This is a genomic window from Salipiger sp. ABN3_019 (assembly GCF_056158605.1).
Map to the genome: position 1 here is coordinate 92199 of NZ_JBSWTP010000004.1, position 16094 is coordinate 108292.

At 65.7% G+C, this 16094-nt stretch carries 13 protein-coding genes; 3 read left to right on the forward strand and 10 right to left on the reverse strand.

All coding sequences use genetic code 11. The annotated features are described in order from the left end of the window. Nucleotides 1-63 precede the first annotated feature (63 nt). Entirely contained in the window at nt 64-774 is a 711-nt protein-coding gene (locus tag ACXAD2_RS04370; protein ID WP_475167368.1) for an isochorismatase family protein, read from the forward strand. 132 nt (nt 775-906) lie between these two features. After that, nucleotides 907-1899 carry an AraC-like ligand-binding domain-containing protein gene (locus ACXAD2_RS04375; protein WP_475167370.1) on the forward strand — a complete coding sequence of 331 codons (993 nt, stop codon included), beginning with the start codon at nt 907-909 and terminating at the stop codon, nt 1897-1899. Between the two features lie 33 nt (nt 1900-1932). On the opposite strand, the gene ACXAD2_RS04380 is transcribed toward ACXAD2_RS04375, so the two are convergent. From ACXAD2_RS04380 to ACXAD2_RS04415, 8 genes are all read right to left on the reverse strand, one after another. Beyond that, complete coding sequence (locus tag ACXAD2_RS04380; protein ID WP_475167372.1) at nt 1933-3021, reverse strand: substrate-binding domain-containing protein; 1089 nt, start codon at nt 3019-3021, stop codon at nt 1933-1935. 228 nt (nt 3022-3249) lie between these two features. Beyond that, the gene (locus ACXAD2_RS04385; RefSeq protein ID WP_475167376.1) at nt 3250-4230 is read right to left on the reverse strand and encodes an ABC transporter permease; all 981 of its coding nucleotides are present in this window, start codon (nt 4228-4230) and stop codon (nt 3250-3252) included. Then, nucleotides 4227-6713: an ATP-binding cassette domain-containing protein gene (locus tag ACXAD2_RS04390; RefSeq protein ID WP_475167378.1), complete on the reverse strand. Its 2487-nt coding sequence runs from the start codon at nt 6711-6713 to the stop codon at nt 4227-4229. The genes ACXAD2_RS04385 and ACXAD2_RS04390 overlap by 4 nt, the downstream gene beginning before the upstream one ends. Before the next feature lie 4 nt (nt 6714-6717). Continuing rightward, nucleotides 6718-7818: a substrate-binding domain-containing protein gene (locus tag ACXAD2_RS04395; protein WP_475167381.1), complete on the reverse strand. Its 1101-nt coding sequence runs from the start codon at nt 7816-7818 to the stop codon at nt 6718-6720. Nucleotides 7819-7867: 49 nt separating this feature from the next. Continuing rightward, nucleotides 7868-9232, reverse strand: a complete 1365-nt coding sequence (locus ACXAD2_RS04400) for an amidase family protein (RefSeq protein ID WP_475167383.1) — start codon at nt 9230-9232, stop codon at nt 7868-7870. 38 nt (nt 9233-9270) lie between these two features. Next, entirely contained in the window at nt 9271-9939 is a 669-nt protein-coding gene (nthB, locus tag ACXAD2_RS04405; protein ID WP_475167386.1) for a nitrile hydratase subunit beta, read from the reverse strand. Beyond that, nucleotides 9936-10562: a nitrile hydratase subunit alpha gene (gene nthA / locus ACXAD2_RS04410; RefSeq protein ID WP_475167389.1), complete on the reverse strand. Its 627-nt coding sequence runs from the start codon at nt 10560-10562 to the stop codon at nt 9936-9938. The genes nthB and nthA overlap by 4 nt, the downstream gene beginning before the upstream one ends. A 137-nt stretch (nt 10563-10699) precedes the next feature. After that, the gene (locus tag ACXAD2_RS04415) at nt 10700-12214 is read right to left on the reverse strand and encodes an amidase (protein WP_475167391.1); all 1515 of its coding nucleotides are present in this window, start codon (nt 12212-12214) and stop codon (nt 10700-10702) included. Nucleotides 12215-12391: 177 nt separating this feature from the next. Between ACXAD2_RS04415 and ACXAD2_RS04420 the strand changes: the two genes are divergently transcribed. Further along, nucleotides 12392-13768 (forward strand): amidase, encoded by a 1377-nt coding sequence (locus ACXAD2_RS04420; protein WP_475167393.1) that lies wholly within the window; start codon nt 12392-12394, stop codon nt 13766-13768. 18 nt (nt 13769-13786) lie between these two features. Here the strand turns inward: ACXAD2_RS04420 and ACXAD2_RS04425 are convergent, their stop codons facing one another. Both ACXAD2_RS04425 and ACXAD2_RS04430 read right to left on the reverse strand, forming a co-directional pair. Beyond that, nucleotides 13787-14767, reverse strand: coding sequence for an AraC-like ligand-binding domain-containing protein (locus ACXAD2_RS04425; protein WP_475167395.1), 981 nt, complete (start codon nt 14765-14767; stop codon nt 13787-13789). Nucleotides 14768-15026: 259 nt separating this feature from the next. Continuing rightward, a complete protein-coding gene (locus ACXAD2_RS04430) occupies nt 15027-16061 on the reverse strand; it encodes an NADP-dependent oxidoreductase (protein ID WP_475167397.1) in 1035 nt (344 codons plus the stop codon). Nucleotides 16062-16094: the final 33 nt, after the last annotated feature.

Below are 16094 nucleotides of genomic sequence, written 5' to 3' on the forward strand. Positions count from 1 at the left end.
ATTGTCGGACAAGCTTTTGACGAATCCGGCGCGCGCCGCGCCTGACCCAGCAAGGAAAACCAGATGCACTGGATCAAGATGTCGCCTGCCGCCCTCGAACGGGGCAAGACCAACCGCGGTGGGCGCGATCACGCATTCGAGGCAATCGATCCGGCCCGGACGGCGCATGTCGTCGTCGACCTGCAGAATGGTTTCATGGAAGTGGGGGCCGTTTCCGAGGTGCCGGCGGCGCGGGACATCGTGCCAAATGTGAACGCGCTGTCGCGCGCGGTCCGAGCGGCGGGGGGGACCAATGTCTTCCTGCGCTACACCTATGATGCCAACGAAGCGCGGCCCTGGACCAGCTGGTACGGCTCCATGCTCGGCACGCCCTTTTCCGAAGGTCTTATGAAGGGTTTCACCGCGGGCGCGCATGACCATGCGCTCTGGCCAGGCCTGGACGTGGCCGAGGGCGAGCCGGTGCTCGACAAGACACGCTTCAGCGGCTTCATCCAAGGCACCTGCGATCTGCACGACGTCCTGCAGGGCCTCGACGTCGACACCGTGCTTGTCACGGGCACGGTGACCAACTGCTGCTCGGAGGCGACCGCCCGCGATGCGCATCAGCTTAGCTACAAGGTGATCTTTGTCTCGGACGGCAACGCCGCGCTCAACGACGAGGAACACAATGGCACGCTCGACAGCCTCTATTCGGTTTATGCCGATGTCCGTAGCACGCAGGAGGTTGTCGCCCTGCTGAATGCCGGCGCGGAGGGGCGCGTCGCAGCCGAGTAAGCCAGCGCAACTGGCGGACGATCCCGCGAACACAACCTCGGCATTTTGGCCGATCGCAGAGATCTGCCTCCCTGCACGCGCGTCTGACTGCCGTTCCGTTCCCCAGAGAGCCCTTCCCGCGGATGATCTGAAATGCGCCAAACCATCGTCTCCACGCCGCCCGCTCCGCTCCGGCCCGTCACGCAATTCAGCACACAGCCATTTGCTCCGGATGAACGGGTGGCCTTCTGGAACGACGTGGTCTGCGACCATTTCTCTCCGGCAACGGTTTCACTGCCTGCAGACGAGGGCCGGGATTTCAGCGCGACGACGCTGCAGCGCAGCCTCGGTCCCGTGGGCATGAGCCGGGTCGAGGCAACGCCGCACATCACCCGCCGCGACGGGAACGCGGTGCGGCGCAAGCCGCTCGACTGCTTCTTTCTGTCCTATCTCACTCATGGACGCGGACGCCTGCGGCAGGGCGGGCGTGAAACCGTTCAGACCGCGGGCGACATCCTGATCTACAGCTCGGAGGAGCCCTTCGAGTACCAGTGGGACAGCAGCTATGGTGGGTACTGGCTGCGCTTGCCCGGGCCGCTGCTGCTTGGCCGGATGCCTCAGGCCCGGGCGATGACCGCGCGCCCCATCAGCACGCAGCAACCGATGGGGCGGCTTCTGGGGAACCTCATCCAGGAAAACTACAGGCTCGAGCTGCAATGTCCCGCGGCGACCATGCGCCGGGTCGCCTCGTCGCTGGTCGAGGTTCTCGCAGCCGCGTTCGAAGGGCATGCCGGGCTCGATCCCGCGCAGGACCCGCGACACATGAACCTGCTGGACCGCGCACGATCGCATATTCTTGCCAACCTCGAAGACACCGATCTCGATTGCGACAGGCTGTGCCACGACCTCGGCGTGTCACGCAGGACGCTGACACGCCTTTTCGCGCAGCAAGGCGCGACGCCGATCAGCTGGATGTGGGAACAACGCCTCAGGCAGAGCCACGAGTTGATCGCGTCCGGACAGGGTGTGCGGGTAACCGATGTGGCCGTGGCCAGCGGCTTCAGCAACCTGTCGCATTTTTCGCGCGCTTTCAAAGCCCGATACGGCGTGACCGCCAAAGCCATGATCGCCGCTCGGGGAAAATAGCGGCGCAGCAGAAAGGCCGCTGCGCCGCGTCGATCAGTTGTAGCCGAAAACCGATTTCAGTTCCTCGTCGGTCAGCAGCGAGCTGAGATCCGCATCGGGCGGAAGCGAGCTGTCGCAGCCAAGAAAGACCTTCGCGAAACTGTCATTCGAAACATAGGGGTAGAGTTCGAGGCTCTCGGGGTTCTCGGTGCCCTGGAATTCCGCCATCGCGCGCCGCAGGGCGAAACGGATGATCGTCGTGGTGCCGTCGAGGGAATAGTAGTCCCACCCCTGCCCGGCCTCCTGGTCGGCTTCCCACTTGCAGTTCAGCTCGTTGCCCGAAGCGATGGTCAGCATCGCGGGAACCTTCTCGCCGGCTTGCTGGTAGGCGTTGACCGCAGCCAGCGACGCCGGGCCGTAATCGGTCACGATGGCGTCGATCTCGGGAAAGGTCGCGATCAGCCCCGCCGCTGCGCGCTGTGCATCGGCCATGTTCCAGTTGGTGACCACGTAGTCGTCCTGCAGCAGTTCGATGCCCGGGTTGCTTTTCATGCCTTCCTTGAGGCCGTTGAAGAAGTTGTCGGACGAGGCCGCGCCGGGCAGGCCGCCCATGAACACGATTTTAGCGTCTTCGAAGTGCTCGCCGATCCAGTCTGCCCAGAGGTGTCCGGCCACCGTCTGATCTTGGTAGATGTTCACCGTGTAGTCGCGCCCGTCGGTGCCGGTCAGCTTGCCGAAATAGGGCACCATCGTTGCCCCAGCGCGGGTCGCGGCGCGATAGGCCGGGATCGAGGCGTCGCCGAAATCGCCGGAATGGCCAATGATAATGTCGAAACCCTGCGCCACGAAGCTGTTGATGTCGCTGTTGTATTTCTGCGCATCGCCCTGGGCGTCAGAGTGGCGTACCTCGGTGATATTCGCGCATTTTGCCGCTTCGCTGCGGAACTCCTGCTCGGCGGTGCGGCGCCATGTGTTGCCGCCCATGCCATCGGCGAGGGCCACGCGCACGGGCTTGTCGCCGCACATGGTGGCGATGTCGGCGCCTTCGCCCATTTCGGTCTGGCCTTCCTGTGCCTGACCGGCTGTCGCGGCCCCCAGCGCGAGCACGGCGGCGGTCAACTTGAGACTGTTGGATCGGATCATTTTAGCAAGCTCCACTGTTGGTTGTCTGTCGTGGGTCCGACGTTCGGGCCGGAGCCGCGTGCGCGGCCGAGCATGCATGGCTCGCCTGTGATGCAGAGTATCCGACGGTCAGATGCCTGCTTTACCGGGCGGGCCAAAGAGATTGTTCCATGCGGACATGCATGCGCCAAAAAAGAGGGGCCCCGCCATTTGTGGCGGGGCCCCTCTGAGCGTGCGGTCAGGATGCCGTCACTTCCTGACCAGTTTCACCAGCCGCGGGCCCGCGAGCGCAAGGACGATCACCGCCGCCTGAACCAGGTATTGCGCCGGGGTGCCGGCGCCCATGGCAAGCACCATCTGGCCGAGCTGCGTCATGAAGATCGCGGCAATCGCGCTGGCCACGATGCTGCCCTTGCCACCGGTGAAGGGCGTTCCTCCCACGACCACCGCGGCGATCGACGGCAGCAGGTAGTCGTCGCCCGCGGTGATGGTCGCCGAGTTGATGAAGCCGGTGAAGAGAATGCCTCCGAGTCCGAAGAACATCGCTCCGACCGCGTAGGTCCCCACCAGGTAGGGCATCGCCGGGAATCCTGCGGCGGTCGCTGCGGCCGGGCTGGCACCGACCGCGGTAAAACGTCGTCCTAGCGGTGTGTAGCGGATGATTCCGGCGATGGCTGCGACCACGATGAACGCCAGGATCAGGATCGCCGGCAGCCCGGCGAGCTTCATGTGCACGAAGTCCGCAAGCGGGCCCGGCGCCGAGATCGAGTTACCGTTCGAGATGTGGCGCGCAAGCCCGGCATAGATGGCACCGGTGGCCAGCGTGGCCACGATCGGCGTGATCCGGAGGACAGAGACGGCGATCCCGTTGATCAGCCCCAGCACGGCGCAAAGCACGACGGCCGCCACCAGCGCAAGTGTCAGCGATTGCGTCTCGAGATAGACCCGCGACACTGCAAGGCCGCCGACGGTCATGATCGCGCCCGACGAGAGGTCCATCCCGCGCTGCTGAATGATGATAGTCTGCCCTGCGGCAACGACGGCGAGCATCGCGGCGAAGGGCAGCATGCCCAGCAGGGCGGGCCAGCGCATGGTGCCGGGGGCCAGCACCATGCTGGCGGCGAACACCAGCACCAGCGGGATCCAGACCCATGCGAATTCCGACATGTTGGCGAAGGGAAGCTTGCGGGCCGGCCCACCGGCTTCGGTCACTGTACCTGAGTTGCTCATACGGACACCGCCTTGGATCTGCTGAAGGAGTAGAAGGCCACCGCAAGGATGATCAACCCGCCGAGCAAGTAGTTCTGCCAGGCCGAGTCGAGCTGCAGGAAGGTGGCCGCCGAGTTGACGAGGGTGATGAACACCGCCCCGAGCAGTGAGCCGAGGAAGAGGCCGCGCCCGCCCATAAGGCTGGTTCCGCCGATCACCACCGAGGCGATTGAGGTCAGCGTGTAGCCCATGCCTGCGCGTGGATCGCCGATGGCGACCTGTTCGATCATCATGATCGCCGCGAAAGCGGTCAGCACCGAACAGCCCACATAGGCCGCGAATTGCGTCAGCAGCGGTGTGACGCCGGCCACGCGGGCTGCCTCTGCGTTCGAGCCGAAACCCCGCCAGCGGATGCCCTTGCCGGAGCGCAGCAAGAAGACGTCGAGAACGATCCCCACGACGATGGCGACGATGAAAGTTGCGGGGATCACCCATATGTCGAAGCCGAGCGCATCGAGCACGCCGAAATCGGTCATCCCGCCGGGCACCGGCCGGAGCAGCAGCGAAACCGCCTGCACCGCCATGTAGGTGGCCAGCGTCGCGACCATCGGGTGCAGCTTCAGCGGCCCGACGAGCAGGAAGTTCACAGCACCCACGCAGGCCGCGACGAGGATGATAGAAAGCCAGCCCAGCGACGGCAGCAGCCAAGGGTCGCCCGACAGGAAGAACGAGCCCACCACCGCGCAGAGCCCCATGAGCGGCCCGACCGACAGGTCGATTCCGCCGGTCAGCATGAGGAGCTGCTGGCCGTAGGCCACCATCGCCAACGTCGCGGTCATCGCCATCAGGTTGGTAAGCGACCGCTCGGTCAGGAAGTAGGGGTTCACCCAGCCCGCGACGGAGCCCAGGATCAGGGTCGCGGCGATGAGCATCCAGAACGGCGCCCAGTCGGAACTGCCAAGGCGCGCGAGCTTGCCGCCTGCCTCGCGCACGCCTGCACGCGCATTCGTCGCGGTCATCATCGCCTGGGCGATGGCTTCGTCATTGACCGCGTCGCCCTTGAGTTCAGCGACGATCTCGCCGCGCGAGAACACGTAGATTCGGTCGCAGAGGCCGACCAGTTCGGCGCGGTCGGACGAGCAGACGATCTGGCTCATCCCCTCCTCCGCGGCCTTGCGCATGACCTGGTAGATCTCGGCGCGGGCTCCGACATCGACGCCCTGCGTCGGTTCGTCGAGCAGCAGCACCTCGGGATCGCCCGCAAGCACGCTGGTCAGCACGACCTTCTGCGCGTTGCCGCCCGAAAGAGAGGAAATCGGCGCTTCGATGCCGGCCATCTTGACGTCGAGACGCGCCAGATCCTCGCGCGCGCGGCGCTTTTCCGCAGCGGCGCTGATGAAGCCGCCGCGCGCGTCCTTCTCGATCGAGCGCACGGAGAAGTTTTCGCGCACCGACAGGCCGGGGAGCAGCCCTTCACGGTGACGGTCGCCCGGGACGAAGCGGATGCCCGCCTTGCGCGCGTCCTTGGGCGAGCGGATCTTCACCACGTGGTCGGCGACGTTGATCGGCCCTTCGATGGGCTTCTGGCCGGCGAGCGCACGCATGAGTTCGCGCTGGCCATGGCCGTCGATCCCGGCCAGGCCGACGATCTCGCCGCGATCAATCCGCATGACGATGTCCCGAAAGCCCGGTCCCGAAACGCCGTTCAGTTCGAAAATCCGCTCGGGCTTTCCCGAGGGGCGCAGCTTGGGCGGGAACGGCCGCTCGACGCGGCGACCGACGATCATCGTGATGATTTCTTCTTCCGACAGGTTGGTGGCCGGACGCGTGCCGACTTGACGGCCGTTGCGCAGCACCGAGATCCGCTCGGCGATTTGCCGGACTTCGCGGATGCGGTGCGAGATGTAGACCACGGCGCAACCTTTCGCCGCCAGATCGCGTACAATCTCGAACAGGCGGACCACGTCGCGCCCGGTCAGATGCTCGGTGGGCTCATCCAGGACCAGCAGCTTCGGCTGGCAGGCGATCGCTTTCACGATCTCGACGATGAAGCGTTTCTCGGGCAGCAGGCTTTCGACCCGCGCATGCGGATCGATGCCGGTGTCTGCATGCCAGTTGGCCAGCCGCTCGCGGACAAAGCCTTCCAACTCGCCGACTGCTGGACGCAGGTGCTTGGGCAGGCCCATATGGATGTTCTCGGCGACGGTCAGGTCGGGCATCAGGGAGGGCTCCTGACGCACGATGGCGAGACCCCGTTCACGGGTCTCGCCGGGGTCGGCACTGAGCGCTTCACCGAAAAAGCGCACGGTCCCTTCGTCAGGCTCTAGCGCGCCGCTGGCGACCGCCATCAGCGTGGATTTGCCGGCGCCGTTCTCACCGACGAGCGCGTGGATCTCGCCAGCGCGGACCGTCAGGGACACGTCGTCGAGCGCGGTCACCGGGCCGAAGCGCTTGGTGATGCCCTCCAGGAGGAGGGCATCGGTTTGGGAGAGTGAAGCGGTCATCGGATCAGTTCCAGCCGAAGACTTTCTTGAGTTCGTCCTCGGAGAGAAGCGAGCTCAAGTCCGCGTCGGGCGGCAGGTCGGTGTTGCAGCCAAGCGAGATGTCCTTGAAGCTGTCGTTCGACACATAGGGCACCAGCACCGTGCCTTCGGGGTTCTCGGTGCCCTCGAACTCGGCCAAGGCGCGACGGAAGGCGAAGCGCACGATGGTCGTCGTCCCGTCGAGCGAGAAGAAGTCCCAGCCCTTGCCGGCCTCCTTGTCTTCGGCCCACTTGCAGTTCAGCTCGTTGCCCGAGGCGATGGTGAGGATCGCGGGCACCTCTTCGCCGGCCTGCTGGAAGGCGTTCACTGCCGCGACCGCTGCCGGACCGTGGTCGGTCACGATGGCATCGATCTCGGGGTAGGTTGCGATCAGGCCGGCGGTGGCGCGCTGCGCGTCGGCCATGTTCCAGTTGGTCGTTACATAGCTGTCCTGCAGCAGCTCGACGCCGTCATATTCGGCGATACCCTCCTTCAAGCCGTTGAAGAAATTGGTCGAGGAGGCGGCACCCGGCATGCCGCCCAGCATGACGATCTTGGCATCGCCGAGGTTCTCGCCGATCCACTCGCCCCAGAGGCTGCCGGCCACGGTCTGGTCCTGATAGACGTTGGCGACGTAGTCGCGTCCCGGCGTGCCGCTGAGTTTCGAGAAATAGGGCACCATCGTCACGCCGTCGCGGGTGGCCGAGCGGAAGGCGGGGATCGACGCATCGGCGAAATCCGCGAACGGAATGATGATGTCAAAGCCCTGGGCGACGAAGCTGTTGATGTCGCTGTTGAACTTCTGGGCGTCGCCACCGGCGTCGGAATAGCGCACCTCGGTCACATTGGGGCATTTGGCGGCTTCGTTGCGCAGTTCCTGCTCGACGGTGCGGCGCCAGGTGTCGCCGCCGATCCCGTCGATGAGCGCGACGCGCGCGGGCTTGTCGCCGCACATGGAGGTGATGTCGGCACCCTCGCCCATTTCGGTGGGGGCGTCCTGGGCTTGGACGGCGCTTGCCATGGACATGGCGACGGCGGCGGCAGCGAACCAGCTGCCGGAAAGCTTGAGGATCGAGGTGTTGGTCATGGGAGTTCTCCGTGTTGGCTGTATTTCTTTTGAGGGTCCGCGCCTTTGATTAATGGGCGCGGGACAGGTCGGCCTCGATGCGGACGGCCAGTGCCAACAGACGGCGATCGCAACCGATCGGCGCCTCCAGCATCAAGCCGACAGGGAGGGAGTCCGCATCGAGACCCGCCGGAACCGAGAGCGAGGGGGTTCCGACGATTGTGGCCAGGGCGGTGTTCTGCACGACCACAGGGAGCGTGGGCCGTTTTTCATCCCTGACCGAAATCTCGAGGTAGTCGGCCAGCTTCGGCGGCTGGACCGGAGAGGTGGGCGCGACGATGAGGTCGATGCCGAAGGTCGGAAACAGGCTGCCGATGCGGGCCTGCAGTGCCGCGCGCCCGCCCCGCACCAGCGCACGGTAGGTCTCGGCGCCGGCGTCCGCGGCGGCTTGCATGGTGGCAAAGATCTCGATCACGTCGGGGCTGGCGAGCCCCTCGCGAAATTCCGCGAGCGTGATGCCAAGCGTTCCGGCGCAAAATTCCTGCCAGAACTGCAGGGCTTCGGTCTGCGCCGTGGGCGCATCGAGCTCCGCCTGGATGGTCTCGTAGCCAAGCTCCGGCAGCGGCACCACCTCGACGGTCCCCGAGGCCTCGAGCTGTGCCAGCACCTCGCGGAACCGCTTCTCGGTCGCGGTGCAGTAGCCCGGCAGGGCATCGGCAGGAAGGCCAAGACGGATGGGCCGCTCGGGCAGTTCTGGCAGCGCGGCGTCATCGGGGCAGATCACCGCGTCGATCTCGGCGACGTCGGCAACCGTGTTGGCCAGGACGCCGATCGTGTCGCGCATGAAGGAGATCGCCAGAACCCCCTCGGTCGAATAGCGCCCGGTCGAAGGACGCAGGCCCACGGTTCCGCAGAATGCCGCCGGGATCCGCACCGAGGCGCCGGTATCGGTGCCCAGGGCGGCAGGGACCACGCCGGCCGCCACGGCCGCGCCCGACCCACCCGAGGAGCCACCCGCGGTGCGGTCCGCGTCATAGGGGTTGATGACCCGGCCATAGGCCATGTTGTCGGAGGTGATCCCGAAGGCCAGCTCGTGCATGTTGAGCTTTGCCGGCACCCAGGCTCCCGCCGCCCGCAGCCGCGCGACCACCGGCGCATCCGAAGCGGGACGGTTGTGGCGCAGCGCGGGCGAGGCCCCGGTGGTGGCGAAGCCGGCCACGTCGATATTGTCCTTCACCGCGATCGCGACCCCGGCAAGCGGGCCCTGCAGGTGCGTCGGAAGAGATGTCTGCACCTGCGTCGTCGCGTTCAGCGGGTTCGCGGCGGCGATATCCTGCAGCCGCTTGGCGCAGGCCGGGAGGCCGGATGCAGCGATCTCGTCGCAGACATCCTGCAGCGTGATGCGGTGGCCGATAGACTGGGGCTGATCTTTCATGGCGGTTCCTCGCGGCAGGCTCCTGCGCCGGGCAGGCTTCAGGCGGGCTCGATGTAGGGCTGGTAAAGGTCGATGTAGACGGCGTCTTTTACCCCGGCGTCGGGCCCCCAGAGCTCTGCGCCCTCGAAGCGGACCGAGTACACCCACTGCGGATCCTCGCCCTCGGTGTGGGCGCGCTGGTCGGCATAGGCATAGGCATCCCGCGCGGCGACGACCGTGCCGACGTGTCCGCGGATGTACCGTGGCAGCCGGGTGTGCCCCTTAGGATTGATGTTCCGGGCCCGCACCTTGTCACCCTCGGCGAAACGGCGGGGACCGGACGCCTCACCACGCGCGTCGTGAGGCTGCCTGACGACCTCGCCCATCTTTTCGTTCGGCGGAGGCGGCACAGCGCGGGCCCATTCCGGCGCCGGACCTTCAGAGATCCCGGTCTCCAACTCGCGCGCCGTGACGACGCCCTTCTCGAGAAGGATCGCCTCGTAGCTGTCCATCCAGTGCAGGTAATAGGGCGAGATCAGGTAGTGGATGGCCGGGATCTTCTCCATGGCGTGCCGAGACTGGTCGGCGTTGAACAGTCCCACGACCTGAAGCAGGAGGTTGAGCGCGAAGGCCCCGCGCTCCCATTCTTCGGCGAAGAGGGGCTCGTCGACATCCGGCACAACCGGGCCGTAGCCCTGCATGCCGCCGAAATCATGGACGTTGTTCATGCCGCGCCCCCTTCGAGTTCTTCGGGGGTCAGCGGCAGGCCGGTGCCGATCATCGAGTTGCGGGTGACTAGCTTCTCAAGCTGTTCGGCGCTCCAGCCCTCGGTGCCGGCGGGGCGTTCAGGCAGCACGAAGTAGCGCAGCTCGTTGTTGCTGTCCCAGACGCGCACCTCCACGTCGTCGGGGATCTCGAGATCGAATTCCTTGAGCACCGCGCGCGGTTCGATCACCACGCGCGAGCGGTAGGCGGCGGTTTTGTACCACATCGGCGGCAGACCCAGCACCGGCCACGGGTAGCAGGAGCAGAGCGTGCAAACGATCACATTGTGCACCTGCGGGGTGTTCTCGCAGACGAGCATATGCGCCCCTTCCATGCCCGAGAACCCCAGCTCGAGGATCGCCGCCGGACCGTCTGCGATCAGGCGCGCCTTGTACTCCGGGTCGGTCCAGGCACGGGCCACGACCTTTGCCCCGTTCTTGGGGCCAAGCTCATGCTCGAAGACCTCGACAATCGCGTCGACCGCGCCTTCACGCAGCAGGCCCTTCTCGATCATCAGTTGCTCCATGGCCTTCGCTCTGAGAGCGAGTGCCTCCGGTGGCATGGTCCCGTGAGAATGATCCGACATGTCTCGATCCAGTTCTTTGGTCTGTTTCCGCGACCGCGGCTTACCCAGGGTCGCCTTCTCGTTACGTTAGCGCGGGGACCAAGAGGCTGCTTTGCCAGGTTGGTCAATCGCCTTGATCCTGTGCGCCGCGCTCCGGTTCAGAATGTCTTCCAGTCGCCGGATTGCTCGAAGGCATGCGCGGCGCGATAGATGGTCTCCTCGTCGAAATGACGCCCGACCAGCATCATCCCGACCGGCAGGCCGTCGGAAAGGCCGCAGGGCACCGACATCGCCGGGTGGTGGGTGATGTCGAAAGGACAGGTGATCGCCACCGGCTGATGCGCGTGGGTCACCACCTCGGCCAGCGAGGCACCCGGCTCGGGGAATTTCTGCGCGGTGACCGCCGTGGTCGGCATGAGCAGCAGGTCAACCTGCGCAAGCTGCGCATCATAGGTGGCGCGCAGGCGGCGGCTGATGTTCATCGCCTTGCCGTAGTAGCGGGTTCCGTATTTCTGCGTCACGTAACGCCCGGCCAGCAGGGCGATCTTCGCGGTCGGCGACAGATCGTCCGCCGAGCGGCGCCAGCCGCGGTAGTGATCCATCATCGAGACGGCATAGAGATCGCGACGCGACGCACCGTAGCCATCGCCCTCGAACATCGTGGTGAAGGCACCCTCGGTGACGATCGGCTCGAAGATCGCGCCGGCCTTGAGATGCATCGGGATCGAGACCTCGGTCACCTTCGCCCCGAGCGCTTCGAGCCGCTTGGCCGCGGCGCGGACCTTCTCGTTCACCGCGGGATCGGCGAAGATGCTCTCGAAACCTTCCTTGAGAACGCCGATCTTCAGGCCCTTGACGTCGCCGGTCAGCGCCTTGGTGTATTGTTTGACCTCGGGAGCCTTGATGCGCGGGTCGTAGCCGTCGTCACCGGCGATGACTTCGAGCAGCAGCGCATTGTCCTCGACGGTGCGGGTCATTGGCCCAGCGTGATCGATCTCGATCTCGATCGGCATGATCCCGGTGTAGGGCACGAGGCCGTGCGTCGGCTTCATCCCGTAGATGCCGCAGAACGACGAGGGCATGCGGATCGAGCCGCCCTGGTCGCAGCCGATGGACATGTCGACCTCGCCGGTGGCCACGGTGACGGCCGAGCCCGAAGACGAGCCTCCCGCCGAATACCCGTGACGCCAGGGGTTGTGCACGTGGCCGGTTGCGTTGGTGAAGGAACTGCCGGTCATGCAAAGCAGCTCGCAATGTGCCTTCCCGGCGATCTCGGCCCCTTCGTCGAGCATGCGCGTCACGATCGGTGCGTCGAACTCGGGTACGTAGCCCTCGAGGTGGGGCGTGCCGTTCATCATGGGGACCCCGGCCAGCATGATGTTGTCTTTCAGCGAAACCCGCTTGCCCTTCAGCTTGCCGGTCGCCGCACCGGCGACGGAGGTCTTCCAGTACCAGGCGTTGTGCGGGTTTTCTTCGGGCAGCGCTCGGTGTCCGGGCGTGCGCGGATAGGCCACCTGCGGCACCTCGTCGGCCATCTCGGCGACGACGGTGTAGGAGGACAGGCGGGCGGCGATCGCCGTGCGGTAGTCTTCAAGTTCGGCGTCACTGAAGGACATGCCATAGCCGGCAGCGGTCTTCTTCAGTTCCTCTTTGGTGGGTGCGTGCACGGCCATCGGCGGATTCCTGAAATTGCTCGAATTGAGCAACAGCTACCCGGCAGACGCGGGCGCGTCTTTGCTGGTCCTGCCAATCTTCATGGCTGCGCGGGCCAACCTCTGTTTCGCGCTTGTCGGGTGCGAAAGCCGCCGGTCAACACGTGTGACCAGAAGCCAGCGGAACAGGAGAGCCACATGGATTTTGCCTTCGACACGATCACCAGCCTGCGCGCGCGGTTGGCACGGCGCGAGCTTCGCTCGGTGGACGTCACGCGGACCATGCTCGATCGCATCGCGGCGCGCGCCGAGCTCGGCGCGTTCATCCGCGTCGAAACCGAGACGGCGCTGGCGCAGGCGGAAGCGGCCGACCGCACCCTCGACAAGATGCGTGCGGACGCCCCTGTCCTGACCGGCATTCCGATCGCCGTGAAAGACATTTACGACATTGCCGGCCTGCCGACGACAGGCGGCATGGGACACCGCCGGACCCATACAGCTCGGGGCACCGCCACCGCCGTCGCGCGACTTCAGCAGGCTGGCGCGATTATGCTCGGCAAGACCAACCTGACCGAAGGCGTTTACGCCGAGCACACCCATTTCGGCACGCCGCGCAACCCCTGGAACGCGGCGCGCTGGTGCGGCGCCTCGTCGTCCGGAAGCGCCGTCGCCGTGGTTTCGGGGATGTGCTACATGGGTCTGGCGTCAGAGACAGGCGGCTCGATCCGCATCCCAGCGGCGATGAACGGGGTCACGGGGCTCAAGCCGACATGGGGACGCGTCAGTCGCGCCGGAGTGTTCGAGCTTGGTGCCTCGCTTGATCACGTCGGACCGCTCGCGCGCAGCGTCGAGGATGCCGCGCTGGCGCTGTGGATCATGGCCGGGCGCGACCCAGCAGACAGCACGACCCTGCGCCAGCCCTTGCCTCCCCTGCAGGCGATTCCGCGCGATGTGACGGGACTGCGCATCGGCGTGGATCGGGACAGGAATGCGGATGATGTCGATGCCGAGCACCTTCGGGCCCTCGACGACATGCTGGCCGTGCTGAGGGACGCTGGCGCCGAGATCGCCGAGATCGAGGCCCCCGATCCGACCGCCATGATCTGGGACTGGTTCGAGGTCTGCGCATCGCATACCGCGCTGGCACACGAGGCGGATTATGCCGAGCATGCCGCAAACTACGGCCCCGCTCTCAGGGACCTCATCGAGCGCGGGCGCAGCCTGTCGGCGACGGAGCTTCAGCGCGTTCAGATGCGCCGAGACGCGTTCCGGGGCGACTTCGAGGCGCTGTTCGACAGTGTCGATCTGGTGGCCACCCCGGCGATGGCCTTCACGCCCCCGACGTCCGAGGAGATGACCCGCTCAAGCGCGCGCATCATCTCGGGGCTGCACAGATTCACCTGCCCCTACACGATGTCCGGGCATCCGGCGCTGTCGTTCCCGGTGGGCCTGCATTCGGATGGCATGCCGATCAATGCGCAGCTTCTTGGTCCCCTGCAGGGCGAGGCCGCGCTTGTGCAGGCCGGGCGGGCCTTCCAGGCGCGCACGTCGCACCACTTGCGGTATCCCGCCTGACCGGCGGGCGGGTGCGCCTCAGCGGGCGCGCTCGTCCATCATAGCCTTAGCGGTCATTCCGAACTGCGACTTGAACGCGCGCGAGAAATGCGAGACGTCGCTGAATCCGCAGGCCATCGCGAGATCCGTAACCCGCTGGGTGCCTCCGGTGAGGATCATTTGCCGGCTCCGCTCGAGCCGCTGGCTCCAGATCCATTTCGCGGGCGTGGTTTCGGCCTTGGCGAAGACGCGCGCAAGGGTCCGGCGGGACACCCCAAGCTCGGACATCAACCGCTCGCAATCGAGATCGGAGTCCTCGAGGTTGGCAAGGATGTAGGACTGGGCCCGGTCGAGAAGCCCCTGGTGCCGTGGCGAGTCATCCAGGTCGATCCCGGAATGAGCCTCGAACGCCGCGGCGATGAGGTCGATCAGCGACGAGGCGACACGGCGCGATGCCGGATTGTCGCCGCAGAGATCGAGCCCGTAGGCTTCCTCGATCAACCCGCCGACGAGGCGACCGATTGGCGCCGTCGTGGAAATCGAGCGCGCGGTCATAACCTCGGCGTTGGCGATGCGGTTGGTCAGCAGGGTACGCGGCAGCCGAAGCCAGTAGCCAGCATAGTCCATGTCCCAGACGTATTCGAAGGGCTGGGCGGAATCGTAGAGAATGAAGTCGCCAGCGCGTTGCACCGTCTCACGCCCGCCCTGCCGCAACCGGCCCTGTCCCTCGGTCGCATAGGCAAGAAAGAAGCAGTCGCGCGGATTGCGCCGGATCGAGGCACGGTCGCGCAGCGAGGCCTGCGGCGTCGAGCGGATGTGGCTGATCCCGAGCCCGGCCAGGCTGCGCCGTTCCATCCAGGCGCTGAACTTGCTCCGGTCGGCATTCTCCGGGACGTGCATCGCGGCCGGAGAAAAGTTCTCGCAGACCACGTCACTCCAGAAAGCGAAACGCTGCGACTGGGGAAGCGCGCAGGTGTCGATCGTGGCCTTGCCATTCTGCTCTGTCGCGACTGGTCTCATAGCTGGGCTCCTTTGCGGCGACAGAAACATGCATCCGGAATGCGGTGAATTCGGCGACGGCTGGAATGCCTCTGTAACACCGGGATGACGGAGGCGGTGCCGCCGAATTGAGCGCAGCTAAGGGCGCGCGCTCAATATTTGAGCGAATTGGACCGAGCCTATGAGCCGCACCTGAGTCGTGCACGAACGTATACATACAAGGGGTTTCGCGCTTGGATTGCTGGCTTGTCGGGGTCGTCCGAAACTCAGAAGAGTTGCATCAGGCGATGTCCACGCCGAGTTTTCCGCGAACCCCGCCGGCTTCGAGCGCGTCATGCGCCTGCGGCAGCTCCTCGAGCGTGAACCGGCGGCTCACATGGCTGCGCAGATCCCCGGCAATGACCGCGTCGGCGATCCGGGCCAGGTCGTCACTGCGGGACTCGGCGATGAAGAACCGGGCGGCTCCAGCGTTCTTTGCGGCCGCCCTCCTCGCATCCGGCGGCGCGACAGCAGAGATCATCCGGCCACCATCCCTGAGGACCGACCAAGACCGGGTCTGGGTTTGCGCGCCGATCAGGTCAAACACGAGATCGACGTCAGACAGCCCCGCCTCGAAACGCTCCGTATCATAGGCCATGACCTTGTGCGCGCTCAGCTCAGAAAGAAAGGCGCGGTTGCGCTCCGATGCTGTGGCGACCACGCGCGCCCCGGCCCGCGCCGCCAGTTGCACCGCGTAGTGCCCGACCCCGCCGGAGCCGCCGTGGATCAGAACCGTCTCGCCCGCTTCGAGATGACCATGACGGAACAGCCCCTGCCATGCAGTCAGCGCGGCGATCGGCAGCAGCGCGGCCTCCCTTAGCGACAGCCGGTCGGGCACCTGCGCGAGTTCCTCCGGCCGCATGACAAGATATTCGGCGAAGGCACCGCGCGTGAAATCAGGGGCACCAAAGACCCTGCGCCCGAGCCACGTCGGATCGACACCCTCGCCGGTCGCGTCGATCACCCCCGCAACATCGCGTCCTCCGATGTAGGGCAGGCAACCCGGAGGCACGGCGGGATAGCCGCCGCGCCGGATTATCAGATCAACTGGGTTCAGGCTGCTGGCGATCTGGCGGACGAGCACCTCGCCCTGCCCCGGTGCCGGGCGCTCGATCATCGCGAGCTTGAGCTTGTCAGTAGCGCCAAAGGCGCTCAGTTGGCTGGCTTTCATCAGCGGCACCGGTCTCTCCCGAAAATCTGATTGTTTCTTGACAAATTCCCACAATTCGCCAATTGCAAAGCTATTCGCCATTTGCATACGGACCTCCTCCGGCATTCCCGGTGAGCCGTCAAGGCATTCTTGTTTCCT

Bases quoted from the DNA above. Each gene is read 5' to 3' on its own strand.
- ACXAD2_RS04425 (WP_475167395.1), bottom strand. From the start codon at position 14,767: ATGAGACCAGTCGCGACAGAGCAGAATGGCAAGGCCACGATCGACACC.
- nthA (WP_475167389.1), bottom strand. From the start codon at position 10,562: ATGTCGGATCATTCTCACGGGACCATGCCACCGGAGGCACTCGCTCTC.
- ACXAD2_RS04400 (WP_475167383.1), bottom strand. From the start codon at position 9,232: ATGAAAGATCAGCCCCAGTCTATCGGCCACCGCATCACGCTGCAGGAT.
- ACXAD2_RS04375 (WP_475167370.1), top strand. From the start codon at position 907: ATGCGCCAAACCATCGTCTCCACGCCGCCCGCTCCGCTCCGGCCCGTC.
- nthB (WP_475167386.1), bottom strand. From the start codon at position 9,939: ATGAACAACGTCCATGATTTCGGCGGCATGCAGGGCTACGGCCCGGTT.
- ACXAD2_RS04415 (WP_475167391.1), bottom strand. From the start codon at position 12,214: ATGGCCGTGCACGCACCCACCAAAGAGGAACTGAAGAAGACCGCTGCC.
- ACXAD2_RS04430 (WP_475167397.1), bottom strand. From the start codon at position 16,061: ATGCCGGAGGAGGTCCGTATGCAAATGGCGAATAGCTTTGCAATTGGC.
- ACXAD2_RS04380 (WP_475167372.1), bottom strand. From the start codon at position 3,021: ATGATCCGATCCAACAGTCTCAAGTTGACCGCCGCCGTGCTCGCGCTG.
- ACXAD2_RS04395 (WP_475167381.1), bottom strand. From the start codon at position 7,818: ATGACCAACACCTCGATCCTCAAGCTTTCCGGCAGCTGGTTCGCTGCC.
- ACXAD2_RS04370 (WP_475167368.1), top strand. From the start codon at position 64: ATGCACTGGATCAAGATGTCGCCTGCCGCCCTCGAACGGGGCAAGACC.
- ACXAD2_RS04390 (WP_475167378.1), bottom strand. From the start codon at position 6,713: ATGACCGCTTCACTCTCCCAAACCGATGCCCTCCTCCTGGAGGGCATC.
- ACXAD2_RS04420 (WP_475167393.1), top strand. From the start codon at position 12,392: ATGGATTTTGCCTTCGACACGATCACCAGCCTGCGCGCGCGGTTGGCA.
- ACXAD2_RS04385 (WP_475167376.1), bottom strand. From the start codon at position 4,230: ATGAGCAACTCAGGTACAGTGACCGAAGCCGGTGGGCCGGCCCGCAAG.